The sequence below is a fragment of the Reticulibacter mediterranei genome (genome assembly GCF_016587455.1).
Genome location: NZ_BNJK01000001.1, coordinates 2534828 through 2550802, shown reverse-complemented (window position 1 = coordinate 2550802; position 15975 = coordinate 2534828). Strand labels below are relative to the sequence as shown.

Genomic DNA, 15975 nt, shown 5'->3' with positions numbered 1-15975 from the left:
TGCCGCGTACTTTATGAGCGGCCTGGATCAGCTGCATCTCTGCCTGCAACATTGGCAAAAAGCGAAACGCCGCCAGCGCACCGTAGCCAAGCTTGTAGGGAAGCTTCCATTGCTGCACCATTGCGCGGATAAAGTCGCTTGTATCAGTTGTCAGAGTAAAAAGCAGCGAGAGCGAGAGCAGGGCGCAGGTGCGCAGAATCACAATCAGGCCATTGATGACTCCCGCCTGATAGACAGTGAGCGGACCGAGATGGAGCAGCACCGGCGAGTTGCTTACCAGATCAGCCCGCGCTGCAAAGGGATAGATCAGCCCGAAACTGATCATCATCAGGAGAATTGGCCCGGCGATACGCGCGAGGCGGATCAGTGGCACTTTCCCAATGGTCAGGAGCAATATGGCGATAAAACCGATAAACGCAACTGGTGTCCAGGGATCGGTTGTGAGCGCCACAAAAATCAGCGCAGGCATCAAGGCCAGGACCTTGCTGAGTGGATTGAGCCGATGGAGCAGCGAGTCCGTTTCGTAATAAAAGGTCTGCATTATAGCGTATCTTTCGAGTTCCATGACGAAGAGGCCAGATGAGTATGCCCATTCATTCCTTCACGTTTGCCCTGCGGTTCGTTGCCAGCCAGAAGCACCTGCGTACACTTTGAGGCTACTGCTTCCAGCGTGAGTAGACCGGGCCAGCCCATCCGATCCGCCAGTGCTGTCAGCGGCGGCATGGTGAGATGAGCTTCGGCGAGTAGATCGGGCCTGGTAAACAGCGTTGCCGGGGTATCGTGAAAGAGCAGTCGCCCATCTTTCATCACTGCAACATGGCGAGCATATTTTGCTACCAGCGACATATCGTGAGTAATCATGATAATCGTGCGTCTTTCTGCATGGAGCGAACAGAGCAGGTCAAGCAGCGCATCAGCATTGCGTTGATCCTGTCCAAAGGTCGGTTCGTCGAGGATGAGTATTTGCTGTCCAACAGCGAGCATGGTTGCCACGCTCAGGCGGCGCTTCTCGCCATGACTAAGCGTGAAGGGGTTGGCGCGTGCAAAGCGGAGCAGCCCAAAGCGATCGAGCAGCGCCGTCGTTCTGGCTGAGATCTCTTCTGGTGGTAGTCCCATGACGCGCAGCCCATAGTTGATCTCGTCGGCTACCGAATCTGTAATAAACTGATGTTCAGGGTTTTGAAAGACGTATCCGACCTGGTGGACCAGATCGCGCGCAGCTACCCTGGTAACATCCTTTCCATGCAGCATGATGGTTGCAGGCGGGGGATGAAGGATATCGACCAGATGCCGGGCCAGCGTCGTCTTGCCGGCACCGTTCGCGCCCACGATTGCCAGAAAGTCTCCCTGTGGCACGTTGAGCGAAACATGATCGAGGATCGTCTGTTTGTCGACCTGGAAGGAGAGATCGCGTATCTCTATCGCCAATTGCTTTGATTCCGACACGCTATTGGTGTTGATCGGCTCTGTCTCTCTGGTTTCGGGGGCATCATGTGCAATGCCAGTTCGCCTGAGCATATCCTCCGCTTCGGCGAGCGTAACGGGGAAGGAAGCCGTATGAGAGGCAAACGTGATTCCCTGTTCGTGCAGGCGATGGGTCAGGAGTGCTACCTGGGGAATCCAGACGCCGTGTTCCTGGAGCGTCGAGAGATCATCGTAGAACACTTTCTGCGGAGAGCCATCGGCCAGAATGGAGCCACCAGCACCGAGGACAACCACGCGATCCACCAGTTCCATCAGGTCGTCGAGTTTATGCTCGATCAGCACAATTGTATGCGTTCCCAGCTCTTTGCAGCGCCGGATCAGCTCGAAAACCTCCTGCGTTCCCACTGGATCGAGATTGGCTGTTGGCTCATCAAAGATTAGTATAGACGGCTCCATCGCCAGCAGGCTTGCCAGCGCAACTCGCTGCTTCTCTCCACCCGAAAGCTGCTCAACCCGACGATGGCGATAGTGGGGCAGCCCTACCTGTTCCAGCGCCTTGACAACCTGTTGATCCATCTTGGCTGGCGGCATACAGAGGTTTTCCAGCCCGAAGACTATCTCATCTTCCACGATCAGCGTTGCGAATTGCGCGTCAGGATCTTGAAAGACGATCCCCACATGCCGGGCCAGTTCCGCCACCGTCGTCTGTTGCGTATCTATACCATCGACGCGAACATGTCCGTGCAGGATTGAGCCAGCCTCGTGAGGGATCAGGCCATTGAAGGTCAGCACTAATGTGCTTTTCCCACTGCCCGAGGCACCGAGCAGCAGCACCGTCTCGCCTTGATGGAGCTGGAGATCGAGGTGTTGCAGCACAGGTTGTTTGCGTCCAGGATATTTGATCATCAACTCATCTATTTCAATCAATGCCATCGCTTATACCTCTTGCGCATCCTCACGCTTGAGCGCCGTTCCAGAGAGCGCACCAGTTCGTGCAACAGCATCGGCCACCAGCTTTGCGATGATCGCCACCAGCGTACAACTGAGCGTCGTGACCACCACAATGCCAATCACAATAGGTTGGGCGAGCCGCAATGCTTCGGGGTAAAAGATGTTATAGATAAAGACTTCCAGTACCCCGCTGATCGCACCAGCCAGGGCCATCCAACCGATACCGAAAGTACGATAGCGCGTGGCTATGGCTATGCCTGCCTCGACATTGAAACCATGCATCACGGCTCCAATCATCAATATGAAGCCAAATGGTGAGAATGGGAGCATGACCAGATTGTAGAGGAGAGCGATAAGGAAGGCGGCTCCGGGCCTGCGGAGTACATAGGCGATAAAAAAAGATGGGAGGAGATAGAGGCCAATCAAGCCCCATGTGACAATCGGACCCAGTGCCAGCAGTGCCAGATAGGGGTAAAGTCCAATACCCAGAATAAGACCGAAGACCAGAGCTATAGCGGCTAACAACAAAATATCGCGCGTACTCCAGAAGAGCCAGCTATACTTTTTCCCCTGTCGTCCGGATTGCTCGTACACCCTTTGTTCGCTCATCAGCGATTCCTTTCAAAATGAGATTGTATCCAGTTCGTATTCAGATCATATTCTGAATTTTCGCCGTTCGTAGCTGCACAGATGGATAGTGCCTGTATCTCTCGGCGTAGGCGGCAAGAGAAGCGAACACAATCCAGCATGCAACTACGAATGTAGGAGGATTTTTGCCGATCCAGATATCCGACGAATTCACTAAGATATTAGGGTATGCTAATATGTTTTGTCAAGGGGATTGATGGGAAATATTAGGGCATGCTAATATCTGACTGAAATACTAAGATATCGAAGGAGGAACTGATGCCCTCATTCGTCCAGTTCTTGCTTTGAGGTATGAATGACCAGCAATAGCCCTTGCTCGACTGAAGCCTGGGCCTGTGTGGTTGTTAACACGTTGCTGATGCCGCGCGGCCTGCCGAAGCGCAATGTCTCTCCTCGCAAGGGATAGTACAAATTGCTGGTACGAACGCCATATGCATCGGTGGTGAGAGGGAAGAGCGAGAGCAGGTCGCCGGGTTGCCCGGTAATAGTTGTGCTGCCCGGCCCACGTAGCAGCCAGCAAGTAGAGGGTCCATCGGTGATACGGATGGGGAGAGCGTAGTCTGCCATTAGCAAGATATTGGCGATGCTATGTTCAAAGCGCTGTCCACCGAGGCCGCCGAGAATCGTAATCTCGCTGGCCCCTTGTTGTACTGCTGTGTTTATTGCCAGTTCGGTATCGGTCTCGTCTTTCTCTGCCGACACCTCTATCAACTGGCACCCCAGCGCTTTTAGCATGTCAGGGGAGAGCGAGAGCGAATCGAAATCGCCAACCACAATAGCGGGCGTGAGGCCGCGTTGCAGCGCTGTTTGCGCCCCGCTATCGGCGGCAATCACAAAATCGGCCTCGCTGATTGCTGCATCTACCGCCTTGCCCGGTATGAGGGGGCCGCCAGCGAAAATGATAATATGCATTTCTTCCTGAGCCATTTCGTATAGAATTTTGTCATTATCATATCATTCCAGGACCGAGGCTCGCTCTCCGTTTCCCTTTGATATTCCCTGCTCTACTTTTTCTCAGAGCCGAGAGTCGCTGTGGTTATTCCAAGTATGATATAGATGCCGCCCGTTACATAGCGTTGCACCCGGCGGAGCAGGACACTTCTGCGGAGAAGCCCGCCTATCATTGAGCCAAGCAAGGCGTAGAGGCTATCGGTGCAGAAGGCCAGCAGCACAAAGAGCGTGCCAAACAGCAGGATTTGCTCGATAACCGCGCCCCTTGCGGGATTAACAAATTGTGGCAGAAAGGCATAGAAGAAGAGGGCTGTCTTGGGGTTCAACAGGTTGACGAAAAAGCCCTGAGCAAACAGTCGAGGGGCGCTCTTTGGCAGGTCGGTGTGGACCTCTACGGTCTTTTCCCGTGCGAGTAGTGTACGAACGCCAAGATAAATGAGATAAGCAGCTCCCAGATATTTCACGATGCTAAAAGCGAGGGCTGAAGCCAGTAGCAGAGCTGACAGGCCGAGTGCTGCGGCAACGGTATGCATGAGACCGGCCAGCTCGACTCCCAGCACGGATGCGAAGCCCGCTCGTCTTCCTTGCTCGACGCTACGCGTGATAATATATAAGACCGCCGGGCCGGGAACTATCAGCAATCCCAGAGCTGCGAGAAGAAAGAGCGCTAGAGTTAGCAAGGTGGGCATAGAGTTTTCCCTTTCGTTATGACATGTTGGTTTATCTATCTCTTATTCAGAGTAGCAGGGGAGAGGCTGGAAAGCAAGGATTCTGGTTGCAGCAATCAAGAACTGAATTATTCTCTCTAACTCATGATAAGCGGTACTATCTGGTCGGCGGTGTCCGCCACTTCTCAAAAAACGTTTTGTAAGATAATATAAGCTTGTCGAATAGAAAGAATAAATTTTGCAAAGGCATGATAAGTTTATGGGCGCTGATACAAAAAACATACCTCAATCATGGGGGCGCTATCCTGTAGTCGAGCCAGATCAAGTGATCCCTATTTACTGGCGTGACGAGTTGCCAGATTTTACAAGCTTGCGGCAATCGATATTACCCTATGCCTATGGACGCAGCTATGGCGATAGTTGTTTGAATGAGGGCGGCATCATTTTTGACGTAAGCAAGCTTAATCGTTTTATCTCCTTTGACGAGCAGGAAGGGTTGTTGTGTTGCGAGGCAGGTGTCTCGTTTGCGCAAGTTCTCGATCTTGTTGTGCCGCGCGGCTGGTTTTTGCCCGTCACGCCTGGTACCAAATTTGTCTCGGTTGGCGGCGCAATTGCCAACGATATACACGGAAAAAATCATCATAAGGTTGGCACATTTGGCTGTCATGTCACCCGCTTTGAGTTGCTGCGCTCGAATGGTGATCGCTTGCTCTGTTCGCCGACCGAGAATCGCGATCTCTTTCAGGCCACGATAGGCGGCTTAGGGCTGACCGGCCTGATTCTCTGGGCAGAATTTCGCCTCAAGCCCATCGCCAATCCCTATATCGATATGGATTCGATTCGCTTTGATTCGCTGGACGAATTCTTTGAGATTTCGCAGGAGTCGGATGCTGATTATGAGTATACGGTGGCATGGGTGGATCTGCTGGTAGGAGGCGAGAAGCTGTGTCGGGGCAAGTTTTTGCGTGGCAACAATAACCGTTCGCCAGAGCTGGCGCGCAAACCACTCAAGAAACGTTTCCCACTGGTTGTGCCGCTCAATTTGCCCTCGTTTGCGTTGAACACCATGACTGTCAAAGCTTTTAACGAAGCGTATTATCACGTACAGGTGCCAAAACGCGTCCACAAAACGATCTCGTACGATCCATTTTTCTATCCACTCGATTCTATCCACGACTGGTATCGTCTCTATGGGAAACGGGGCTTTTTGCAGTACCAGTTTCTTGTGCCGTTTGACAATGCACACGAAGCCATGCGCGATATCTTGAGGCGCATCGTGCGTTCGGGCGAAGGCTCGTTTCTGACCGTGTTGAAAAAGTATGGCGATATCCCGTCGCCTGGCATGCTCTCTTTCCCACGTCCGGGTCTCAATCTGGCGCTCGATTTCTCCTATCGAGGCCGCAAGACGCTGGCGTTGCTGGATGATCTGGATCGTATGGTACTGGAAGCTGGCGGCTCCGTCTATCCTGCGAAAGACGCTCATATGTCTGCTGAGAGCTTTCAGACGTTTTTCCCACAATGGAAAGAGTTCGAGCAGTTTATTGACCCGAAGTTTTCGTCGAGCTTCTGGCGACGTGTTGTGCCACAGCCTGTTTCTTTAGAGACGGATAGCGGCCCGTTGCCGGTGCCTGGCTTGTAAAAAAAAGATACGAAAAGAGATGAAGATAGCAATTATCGGGGCAACCTCTGCGATTGCCCATGAAACGGCCCGCTGCTTTGCCAGCGATGGAGCGGAACTTTTTCTGGTGGCCCGCTCCGAAGAGAGGCTGAAGGCTGTGTCCGATGATCTGACTGTGCATGGAGCAAAGCAGGTAGAGACCTTCCTGCTCGATCTCAGCGATTTGAGCCGCCACCAGGAGCTATTTGACAAAGCCATTATCACGCTCAATGGTCTGGATATGCTGCTCATCGCACACGGTACGCTGGGCAATCAGCGGAAATGCGAGGTGAGCGTGGAAGAGACGTTGAAAGAGCTGACCAACAATTTTACGAGCGTGGTCTCGCTGCTCACCATTGCCGGGAACTATTTTGAGCAGCAGAAGCGCGGCTGTATCGCCGTCATTTCTTCGGTGGCCGGAGATCGTGGGCGTCAGAGCAATTACGTGTATGGCACCGCCAAAGGTGGTGTGAGCGTTTTCCTGCAAGGTTTGCGCAATCGGCTTGCAAAGTCCGGCGTCAAAGTCGTCACGATCAAGCCCGGCTTTGTTGATACGCCGATGACAGCAGCAGTGAAGAAGGGACCGCTCTTCGCGAAGCCCGCAGTCGTTGGGCGCGGCGTCTACGAAGCGATGAAGCAGGGGAAAGATGTCGTCTATTTGCCCTTCTTCTGGCGTCCCATCATGCTGGTCGTCAAAAGCATACCTGAAAGTATCTTTAAACGCCTTTCAATGTAAATAAAAAAGCTCATTATACATAATTTATCGTCAAAAACGATAAATTATGTATAATGAGCTTTTTTATTTAAGAGCGAGAATAGGCCGCGAACATTACAACACCTACGATGACCAGCATTACTCCTATGCCTCCAAGGGCGTATATTAGCATGGTGAGGGCGTTGCCGCCGCCAGTATTGCCTGTAGTGGCAGTAGGTGTCGGCGTTGGGCCAACCGTTGGGGTGGGCGCTGTTGTTGATTGCGGCGTGGGCGTGGCCTGTGTGATCGTCAGAGCATTAGCTTTGGTGGCTTTTAATGTGGCATCTCCGGTGGCAATCACAAAGATGTTATATGTTCCTGGTTGAGCTGTATCGGGAATGGTCAGTTGCGTAGAGAAGTTGCCATCAGCACCGGGTGTGACGGTCTGGCTCACGATGGGAGTAGTGTTGTTGTCGGTGCCGATGGAGACGGTCAGAGTTTGAGGAGGGAGCCATTTTGTGCCTGTAACCGTTACCTGACCGCCCGGTGCAAGCGTGTTTGGGCTAAAAACGAAGGTGGCATCGCTCTGCATAATAGTGAAAGAGTTGGTGGTGAGGGCGTGAACGTTATCGCTCAGAGCGCAAACATAATACTGTGTGTTTGGTGTATTGGCGGCATCCGGCCAGGTAACATCCTGCGTAAACGTGCCATCATCCTGAGCATTGATTGTTGTGTTGGTGGTAAATGGTTGGAGTCCGTGATCTCCTGGATTGCCATTATTGGTGCATTGCCCCGAATCTCCATTGGTCGTGTAGTAGAGATGGATGGTATCGTTAGAGTCGAAATTGTTGCCTTTCAGGGTAATAGTTGTGCCTGTTCGCCCCTGAGCGTTCCCGTTGACGAGCGGATTGGTGATCTCTAGATGTCCTTTGCGCAAAGCTTGAGCTTGAGCGGTGGGTGATGAGATAGAAAATGTGAGCAACAGTGCGCCGACGCCCAGGCACCAGAGCAAGGGGATCAGGCGGCGATAGCGTTTGTCTCTAATCTGCATGGCGATAAGCTCCCGATAACGCAACAATGATATAAGAATAAACGGTTTGGCAAAGCAACTTGTAACAGCATGTTGGGTTTTATGCGGAGAGCGGTCAATAGCAACATTATTGTTTGCGAGCGGAGCGCTGTCTCAAGGCTTCGTAGAGAGCAATACTCCCGGCGATGGCAGCATTCAGCGAATTGATCGAGCCGTGCATCGGGAGCTTGATGAGCAGGTCGCAATGTTCGCGTACCAGACGACTGATGCCCTTGCCTTCGTTGCCCACCACCAGTGCCAGTGGTCCGGTCAAATCGGCCTGCGTATAGAGCGTCTGTGCCTCTCCAACCAGTCCGATCACCCAGACCTGTTGTTTTTTCAGATAGTCGATGGCGCGGGTGAGATTGGTCTCGCGGGCAATCAATAGATGTTCGCTGGCTCCAGCTGATGTTTTGACAACGGTTGCATTGACCTCTGCGGCGCGATGCTCTGGAATGATGATGCCATGTGTGCCTGCCGCTTCTGCGGTGCGGAGCAGGGAGCCGAGGTTGTTGACATCCTGAATCGCGTCAAGGATCACCAGGAACGGCGGTTCGTTTTTGCTGGCGGCATGGGCGAGAATACCGTCGATAGAGGCATAAGTGCGCTCGGCAACCTGAGCCACGCAACCCTGATGGACAGCTCCCTTGCTGAGTTGGTCGAGACGGTTGCGTGGCACCACCTCAATCGGGATATGGCGACGTTCGGCTTCCTCTATTATCGTTGCAATGGCGGGAGCTTCGCGCACCCCTTCCGCCAGAAGAATGCGCCTGACCCGCCGGGCAGAATGTAGTGTTTCCAGAATGGGATTGCGTCCCCAGATGTATTCCGACATGTTTCCTCTCGGATCGTGTTTTTCTGGAACGAGTATAGCACACATAGCCAACCATAGCCCGGATGTTCTGTCGTAAAAGGATGTGGTTGCCCTGTTCAGACCTCAGAAGTTTTCCACTTCCAGATAGTAGAGAAGGCTTCCTGAGGAGGCGGCGTGTCGCGCGTATAGAAAGCCTGATCTCGATATGTTTTCTGGGTCTCCTGCGGCGGGAAAATCTCCATTGCAATGGTATCGATCATCGTACCTTTGTAGACATAGTTGGGTGTGGGTTGCCCATGTTTGCGCGTGCGAATGATTGCCGCCAGATGTGCCGCGCTGGTCCTGGCCTGTTCCAGCTCTGCCTCGGTTGCACGCGCACGTTGCAGGCGCGCAATGAGATTGTTCAAGGTGCCTGCAACCGACCAGAGGACGTTATCGGCGGTCAGAGGCACACGGGCGTTCAGATTGCCATTAGCGACGGTTGCCTGCGTTTGTACAATCACGTCAATGCTGTGTTCTAACTGTTCTTTTTGTTGGATCATTTGCTCCGACTTCTCGGCCAGATCGCGCTCAAGCCGCACCACCTCTTCGGCTCGATCTCTCTCCCGCAGCGCACGTTCCAGGTTGCTTGCCCATAAGAATGAGATCCCGGCTACGGTACACTGTAAAATGCCAGGGAGCAACACCGCATTGGAGAAGATGATGTTCAGGTTGGTTTCTGCCCCGGCTGCTCGTGGCATAAACAGGAAAGCCAGAACGCTGAATGCGATATAAATGGGTGCAAATGCGAATGCCATACCCGGAGAGAGCAGGGCCGCCACCAGAATCTCAGGAATAATCAGGAGCGTGAACCAGGGAGCTAACTCCAGGCTTAAGCCGCCCGCAGCAGTCGCAATATTGGTCATCATGCCAGCGCTGTAGGCCACCACGATAATCAATCCAGTGAGATTGACCAGGCCGCGACGATTGCAACAGGTTGCGATGATCGTTGCGAAAAACATACCCGCCAGCAACGGGATCATTTGATAATTTTTCCCCAGGAAGGACGCCACAACTGCTGGAACGGTGAGAATGTACAGGATGAGCATAATGGTGCTGGCAAGTTTTGCTCGACGACTGCTTTCACGTTCTTCGATGGAAGCGTTGATCGTTGGTTCCGCTGGAGCGGTGAGATTATACCACCATCCCAACAGTCCCTTATGTCGCGTGGTTCTATTGTCTGTGAAATGTTCCTGTGTCTCCAGGCCCATGATTTCTCCTGTCTTGTGAGATGCAAATTGTCTATAGGTTCCTTTTATATTTCAGATTTATATGTGTAGCTTCCTTTTTGTTGTACTGCCTATTATTACTACCTTCTACACCTGTTTGATTTGTAAAGGGCTAAAGAAGTGTAACATGTAAACAGGAATAGGAATACCCAACTTATTTCAGATTAGCACTCTGCTGGTCATGCTGTCAAAAGTGGCTGTGACTAATGGGCCATGTGTTCGTTGTATCGTTTTCAGGGGTGGGCTTATCAGTATATCAGGGTGGGCGAGAAAATACATCGTCCCGAGGAACGGTGTATTTTCTCGTTGCGTACGGTATGATCGGTGTGGCGAAGAATGAAAGGATGGGAAAACAGATGCTTCGTGTTGGACTTATTGGCGATTATGATCCGCAGGTTAAGGCGCATACAGTGACGCTGAAAGCGATTGCTCTGGTGGCGGAAGACCTTGGCTATGATGTGGAACTATGCTGGTTGCAAACTCCATCGCTTGCAGATGGTGACGAGAGGCGGCTCGCGGAGTGTCAGGCACTCTGGGTGGTGCCAAATACGCCCTATAAGAGTATGGAGGGTGCGCTCAATGGAGTTCGTTTTGCGCGCAAGCATGACGTTCCCTTGCTGGGAACCTGTGGCGGCTTTCAACATATGCTGATCGAGTATGCTCGTGCCGTACTCGGGCTGGCCGATGCAGATCATGCCGAGTCGAATCCGACCGCAACTACGCTGGCCGTGACGCCGTTAGCCTGTTCGGTAAACGAGCTGTCTGAAACATTCTACCTGACTCCTGGTTCACGTGTGGCAAATATCTACGGTAAGACTGAGGTTGTCGAGCAGTATGGAATCTGCAACTATGGCTTGAACGTTGTGCTGCGGTCAGAGTTTGAGCAGCATGGCCTGCGTGTGAGCGGCGTTGATGGGAACGGTGAGGTGCGCATTGTTGAGCTTGAGAACCATCCATTCTTCATTGGCACGCTCTTTCAGCCTCAACGAGCCGCTTATAAAGAGATTGTGCATCCGTTAATTCGGGCGTGGCTTCAGGCAGCATTGTAATGAAAGTTGGCGGAAGAGGAACCCTTTCAGCAGGTCTCTTTCGCCAATATCTGGTTGATTGCTGACGCGCTAAAAAGCAAGCTTTGAGCTATGAGCGCGATACCAATCGATTTCGTCGCGCAAGGTTTCTTCTACGGGACGAAAAATGATCCCTAATTCGTGCAGCGCTTTTTGCGAGCTGACGCGGCGTTTGAGGTGGCTGGTACGTACACTGTCACGGGTCATCAGCGTTGTTTGATGGGTGATGCGTGCAATAGTCTCTGAGAGCCAGGCGATAATCAGGGTAACGGAGTAGGGAAGCGTGCGCCTGGGCGATGGCACGCCGGAAGCCTGCTCCAACTTTTGGAAAATCTCTGCCATATCAAGGTAGCGACCACCGACGATATAGCGCTCTCCACTCTTGCCTTTTTCCACAGCTGCCAGCATTGCCTGAGCCACATCGCGTGCATCGACGACAGAGAAGCCCGCGTCGATAATCCCCGGTATCTTACGTGCTATGAAGTTTTGCACCATCAGACCTGTGCTGGTAGGGCCAATATCGCCGGGACCGAACATGAGAGCAGGAAGGATCAGCACGACCGGTAAACTATGATTTTGCAAGAATTGATAGACAGCTTTCTCGGCCAGAAGCTTACTCTTCGCATAGAGATTCCACTGCGTCTCCTGCCCGGAAGGAGTTGATTCATCGGCATCCTGTCCTGATGGTTGTGCACCAATAACAGTTGACGAACTGGTGTAGATCACCCGCTGGATGCCGTGCCGTTCGGCCTCTATCAACAATGTGTGGGTTCCCTGAATGTTGATTGCATCAAGCAATTTCCAGTGATCGCCCGGCTGATAGTAGTCGCGAAAGTAGGCGGCCGCGTGAAATAGCACTTCACATCCCTCCATTGCAGCGGCGAAGCCGGGAATGTCCAGCATATCTCCTTCTACAATGTCCACATCCAGTCCCGCGAACAATAGCTCTGCCTTCTTGCGAGAGCGGGCCAGCGCCTTTACTTCGTGTCCCTGCTCGACCAGCAAACGCACAAGATTGTTGCCAAGTAAACCAGTGCTTCCTGTTACAAACGCTTTCATCTATAGCTCCTCTTCTGTGAATGAACTTCATTCATATTACAATAAAAATTTTTATCATGCATCGTCTAGCAGTATTGGGAAAATCCTAAGATAGATTAAAACTTTTCAGGTAGGACAACGATCTCTGTGCCACAAAATGAATGAACCTCATTCATTTTGTACCATAAAAAAAGGTGGAAGTCAAGATTGGGAGAAGAGGCCGTAAAGAAGTTCGCGGATGGGGGAGAAGCTGCGGCGATGGTGGGGGGTGACGCCGTGTTGATGGATGGCGGCGATATGCGCTTCGGTGCCATAGCCTTTATGCTGGTTAAAGCCGTAGGCGGGAAATTCTTGATGCAGCTGGACCATTAAGCGATCCCGTGTGACTTTGGCGACAATCGAGGCAGCAGCGATAGAGAGGCAGCGAGCGTCGCCTTTGATGATGGAGCGTTGGGGAAGCTTGATCGTAGGGAGGTGAATGGCATCGAGCAGAAGCGCCTGGGGATATGGATCAAGCTGTGTTAATGCCTCACACATGGCATATTTGGTGGCCTGTAAGATATTGCGCTCTTCGATAACCTCGACTGAACCGATGCCCACACTGACGGCCAGAGCATGTTGCATTACCACATCGTAGAGGCGTTCGCGTGCTGGTAGCGTGAGTTGTTTAGAGTCGTTGACGCCGGAAAAGCGTTCTAGAATGCTGGCGGGATCATCGGAGAGCGGTAAGATAACGGCAGCCGCTACCACCGGACCCGCCAGGCAACCCCGTCCTGCCTCATCGAGTCCGGCGACAAAGCAATAGCCCTGTTCTAACAGGGCCATTTCTTCAATCAGTGTCGGTGCTTGCTTTTTACTCGTTTGCACTTTTGGCTGTTTGAGCGGCAGCACGCGCAGCTTCTTTCGCGGCAATCTGTTTGCTGCTAAGTGGGCGAATTTCCTTCAGGCGAGCAGCTTTGCCGGTGAGACCACGCAGATAGTAAAGCTGTTTGCGGCGTACACGAGCATGGCGAAGTACTTCAATCTTCTCAATACGGGGAGAATGGAGCAAGAAAGTACGTTCAACGCCAACGCCATTCGTGATACGGCGAACGGTGAAATTGGCATTGACGCCACCGCTGCGAAGACGGATCACGACGCCTTCAAAAGGCTGGAGACGTTCGCGAGTTCCCTCAACGACTTTGACTTGCAGGCGAACCGTATCGCCGGAGCGAATCTCAGGTATATCTTTGCGTAACTGAGCATTCTCGACAGCGGCCAGTAACGCTCGCCCTGCTGGTTTCGTTACGACTTGTTTGTCGGCCATCCCATCTTTAGACATATAAGCCTCCTCATGCGCTCAGTGCTCGGCGATAGTGAACAGATAGACGGCAGAGCAATGGGCGCGGGTAACTACTTTGTGTTGAGCTGCTTCATCAAGCGTGACTTGCGGCGAGCAGCATTCTTCTTGTGAAGAACTCCCTTTTTGGCGGCGCGGTCCAGTTCGCTGACTGCCACGCGGACAGCGGCCTGTGCATCTTCAGCGCTAGCAGCTGTGTTACCGATGGCCTGACGTGCTTTCGTGACCTGAGTTCTTACCAGTGATTTAACGCTGCGGTTGTGTGCGCGGCGCTTCTGTTCCTGGCGCATGCGCTTTTCCGCAGATGCATTATTTGGCATATTTAGTACGGTTCCTCCCCGAATGTCTGCCTTTATTCACGTTACATCAAAAAACTATGACATGCAAAAATGCCGACACATGTGTCGGACTGAACGCCCGTAGATTATAGCAGAAGAACCTTGAAGCTGTCAAACGACTCACGGACCTTTGGCTCTGCTCCTGGCGTTTAATAGATGATAACCGGAGTGCTGTAGCCTGTGTGAGCGTACATCCATGCGGCCTGATCTTTCTGCATATTGATGCAGCCATGACTGCCATTACCCGCAAATGACTGGTCGCCGCCGCTATCGGCATGCGGGAAATTCGTCTTCGGGCCGTAGTCTAACCGCCACCAGCTATCATGGATGTAGTAGCCTCCATCGCGGTACTCCATCGCGTAATTGATATTGGTATCGGGATACCAGAAGGCCGATCCCTTTGGCTCGCTTGATTTGAACTTGGTGGGTGACTCGCGCACGAAGATGTGCCAGTAGCCAGGAGGGGTGGGCTTCTGATACTGTCCGCTGGTAATCAAGAAGGACTGCACCAGCTTGCCATCCTGATAGAGGCGCAAGCTCTGCTCGATCAGCGATACCACGATGACCTGTCCCGAGTTCAACTTGTAGTGCTGCATCAACTGCATATCGCTGGCATGCGCCTTATTCCAGGCTGTGGAATCGTCGTAATCGGCCTCCATTGCCTTGAGGTGTTGCATATCATTGTTAATCATATCGATGGCGGCCTGATAATCGTCCTTCGTCTGGGCCGCCTGGACGACATAATCGAGATCTGAGCCGATCCCTTGCTGATCGTATTCATAGTCGAGCCGGTAAGAGGTGTTGTCGTAGGCATTGTGGTACTGATGAGAGTTCCCCCAGCTGTTGACCTCTTGATGGAATTGTTGCAACAGATAGTTGGCCTGACCCTGTAGCATTGGGATCTGGATGGCGTTCATATGGCTATCGATCTGCGAAGAGACTTTCAGGAAATCGCGCAGGGTTGTGGCCTTGTCGAGCGCGGCCTGATCTGTGTACAGTTGTTGCTGATATGTCCCGGTATCCTGCCCATAAAGTTTCATCTGGTCGATATCGGCTCTGAATTGTTTGAGTTTGGAGGCTCCAACGTAGGGAATGGCCTGGGTTGAGAGGACCGTCGATGTCTGTACCTGGCTGTTGATCTGATCGGTCAGGTGCATGAAGTCGTTGGAGCTGCTCGCTTTGCGGAATTGTTCAACGTCATACTGCTCTTGCAGTTTGAGCGCGGTGACATCAATCTTCGATGCGTTGAGTTGTTGAATAAGGGTGCGCAATGAAGTGAGTGCGTCGTAGGTTGGCCCCATCAGGCGCAAGGCTTGCGTGGCGTTTTTGGCATCTGCGCTAATCTGCATATAGTGTTTAGGATATTGAGCCTGAGCCATGAGATCCTGATCTTGTGTTAGCTGATTGGTGAAGTTTTTAGTTGCGACAAAGCCTTGGGCCTGTCGTTGTGCGAGGATGCTCGCAAAGTTTTGCAGGTCTGTATTGGCCTGAAAGTCAAGCTGCTGTGTCACCTTTGTCTCTAAACCACGCAACTGTATTCTCAGCATGGTGTAGCGCTGGGACATATTAGAGTAATACGTCGTGACTGGCTCGCTGCTAAAAAGTGTCAGAGGAGCGCTGGTCTGATTCAGTTGTTGTGCCTGTTTAATAATTGGTTGCAACTGCGCTTCAGGCGTACCAATCATACGAGCATGAGCGAGTTCTTGCTCGAAGCTCTTGCGGCTTTGTGTCGCCTGCTGCTGCGTTTGTGGATTGTCCCCACATGCATTTAAGAGAAGCGCTGCAAGCAGTAAAACAGTTGTGAGAATCACAATCCCTTTTGTGGTATGTTTTGTTGCAGATGCCATCGCCAATGAGCCTCCTGGTCTTATTATGCAGAGCGAGAAAAAGATTATGTATAGCCATATATACAGATTTGGACGTACGGGTGTCTCTATATTTAAAATCGTTTATTCTGGCTCTAATATAACAACGAATCATTACCAGTTTATGGGCACAAAACTCCCTGTTTATGATCAATTAAAAATGTCTACGTCAGGGAGAACGCA

General features: G+C 52.1%; 15 protein-coding genes and 1 pseudogene. 3 read left to right on the top strand and 13 right to left on the bottom strand.

Going from position 1 to position 15975, the window contains the following annotated elements; translation table 11 throughout:
* Positions 1-7: 7 nt before the first annotated feature.
* From K3T83_RS10900 to K3T83_RS10880, 5 genes and pseudogenes are all read right to left on the bottom strand, one after another.
* Positions 8-541 (bottom strand): annotated as a pseudogene (locus K3T83_RS10900) (energy-coupling factor transporter transmembrane component T family protein); the annotation flags it as partial.
* A complete protein-coding gene (locus K3T83_RS10895) occupies positions 541-2358 on the bottom strand; it encodes an ABC transporter ATP-binding protein (protein WP_220202998.1) in 1818 nt (605 codons plus the stop codon). The gene K3T83_RS10895 and the pseudogene K3T83_RS10900, both read right to left, overlap by 1 nt.
* Before the next feature lie 3 nt (positions 2359-2361).
* Entirely contained in the window at positions 2362-2985 is a 624-nt protein-coding gene (locus K3T83_RS10890; protein ID WP_220202997.1) for an ECF transporter S component, read from the bottom strand.
* Between the two features lie 303 nt (positions 2986-3288).
* Positions 3289-3936, bottom strand: coding sequence for a thiamine diphosphokinase (locus tag K3T83_RS10885; RefSeq protein ID WP_220202996.1), 648 nt, complete (start codon positions 3934-3936; stop codon positions 3289-3291).
* A 92-nt stretch (positions 3937-4028) separates the two neighbouring features.
* A complete protein-coding gene (locus tag K3T83_RS10880) occupies positions 4029-4664 on the bottom strand; it encodes a LysE family translocator (protein WP_220202995.1) in 636 nt (211 codons plus the stop codon).
* A gap of 238 nt (positions 4665-4902) precedes the next feature.
* Here K3T83_RS10880 and K3T83_RS10875 point away from each other — a divergent pair, with 238 nt between their 5' ends.
* Complete coding sequence (locus tag K3T83_RS10875; protein WP_220202994.1) at positions 4903-6282, top strand: FAD-binding oxidoreductase; 1380 nt, start codon at positions 4903-4905, stop codon at positions 6280-6282.
* Positions 6283-6301: 19 nt separating this feature from the next.
* Positions 6302-7036, top strand: a complete 735-nt coding sequence (locus K3T83_RS10870) for an SDR family oxidoreductase (RefSeq protein ID WP_220202993.1) — start codon at positions 6302-6304, stop codon at positions 7034-7036.
* 67 nt (positions 7037-7103) lie between these two features.
* Here K3T83_RS10870 and K3T83_RS10865 read toward each other — a convergent pair whose 3' ends face one another.
* The 3 genes from K3T83_RS10865 to K3T83_RS10855 form a co-directional block, all read right to left on the bottom strand.
* Positions 7104-8045 (bottom strand): hypothetical protein, encoded by a 942-nt coding sequence (locus K3T83_RS10865; protein ID WP_220202992.1) that lies wholly within the window; start codon positions 8043-8045, stop codon positions 7104-7106.
* Positions 8046-8151: 106 nt separating this feature from the next.
* Positions 8152-8898 (bottom strand): 23S rRNA (guanosine(2251)-2'-O)-methyltransferase RlmB, encoded by a 747-nt coding sequence (gene rlmB, locus K3T83_RS10860; protein ID WP_220202991.1) that lies wholly within the window; start codon positions 8896-8898, stop codon positions 8152-8154.
* A 95-nt stretch (positions 8899-8993) separates the two neighbouring features.
* A complete protein-coding gene (locus tag K3T83_RS10855; RefSeq protein ID WP_220202990.1) occupies positions 8994-10127 on the bottom strand; it encodes a hypothetical protein in 1134 nt (377 codons plus the stop codon).
* Positions 10128-10501: 374 nt separating this feature from the next.
* Between K3T83_RS10855 and K3T83_RS10850 the strand changes: the two genes are divergently transcribed.
* Positions 10502-11194 (top strand): CTP synthase C-terminal region-related (seleno)protein, encoded by a 693-nt coding sequence (locus K3T83_RS10850; RefSeq protein ID WP_220202989.1) that lies wholly within the window; start codon positions 10502-10504, stop codon positions 11192-11194.
* A gap of 69 nt (positions 11195-11263) precedes the next feature.
* Here K3T83_RS10850 and K3T83_RS10845 read toward each other — a convergent pair whose 3' ends face one another.
* The 5 genes from K3T83_RS10845 to K3T83_RS10825 all read right to left on the bottom strand — a co-directional run bounded on the left by K3T83_RS10845 (position 11264) and on the right by K3T83_RS10825 (position 15774).
* Entirely contained in the window at positions 11264-12271 is a 1008-nt protein-coding gene (locus K3T83_RS10845; protein ID WP_220202988.1) for an SDR family oxidoreductase, read from the bottom strand.
* Between the two features lie 180 nt (positions 12272-12451).
* Positions 12452-13141, bottom strand: a complete 690-nt coding sequence (gene rnhB / locus K3T83_RS10840) for a ribonuclease HII (protein WP_236064869.1) — start codon at positions 13139-13141, stop codon at positions 12452-12454.
* On the bottom strand, positions 13104-13556 hold the full coding sequence (gene rplS, locus K3T83_RS10835; protein WP_220208204.1) for a 50S ribosomal protein L19: 453 nt from the start codon (positions 13554-13556) through the stop codon (positions 13104-13106). The genes rnhB and rplS overlap by 38 nt, the downstream gene beginning before the upstream one ends.
* A gap of 86 nt (positions 13557-13642) precedes the next feature.
* On the bottom strand, positions 13643-13909 hold the full coding sequence (gene rpsT / locus K3T83_RS10830; protein WP_220202987.1) for a 30S ribosomal protein S20: 267 nt from the start codon (positions 13907-13909) through the stop codon (positions 13643-13645).
* Between the two features lie 167 nt (positions 13910-14076).
* A complete protein-coding gene (locus tag K3T83_RS10825; RefSeq protein ID WP_220202986.1) occupies positions 14077-15774 on the bottom strand; it encodes a L,D-transpeptidase in 1698 nt (565 codons plus the stop codon).
* Between the last annotated feature and the right edge of the window lie 201 nt (positions 15775-15975).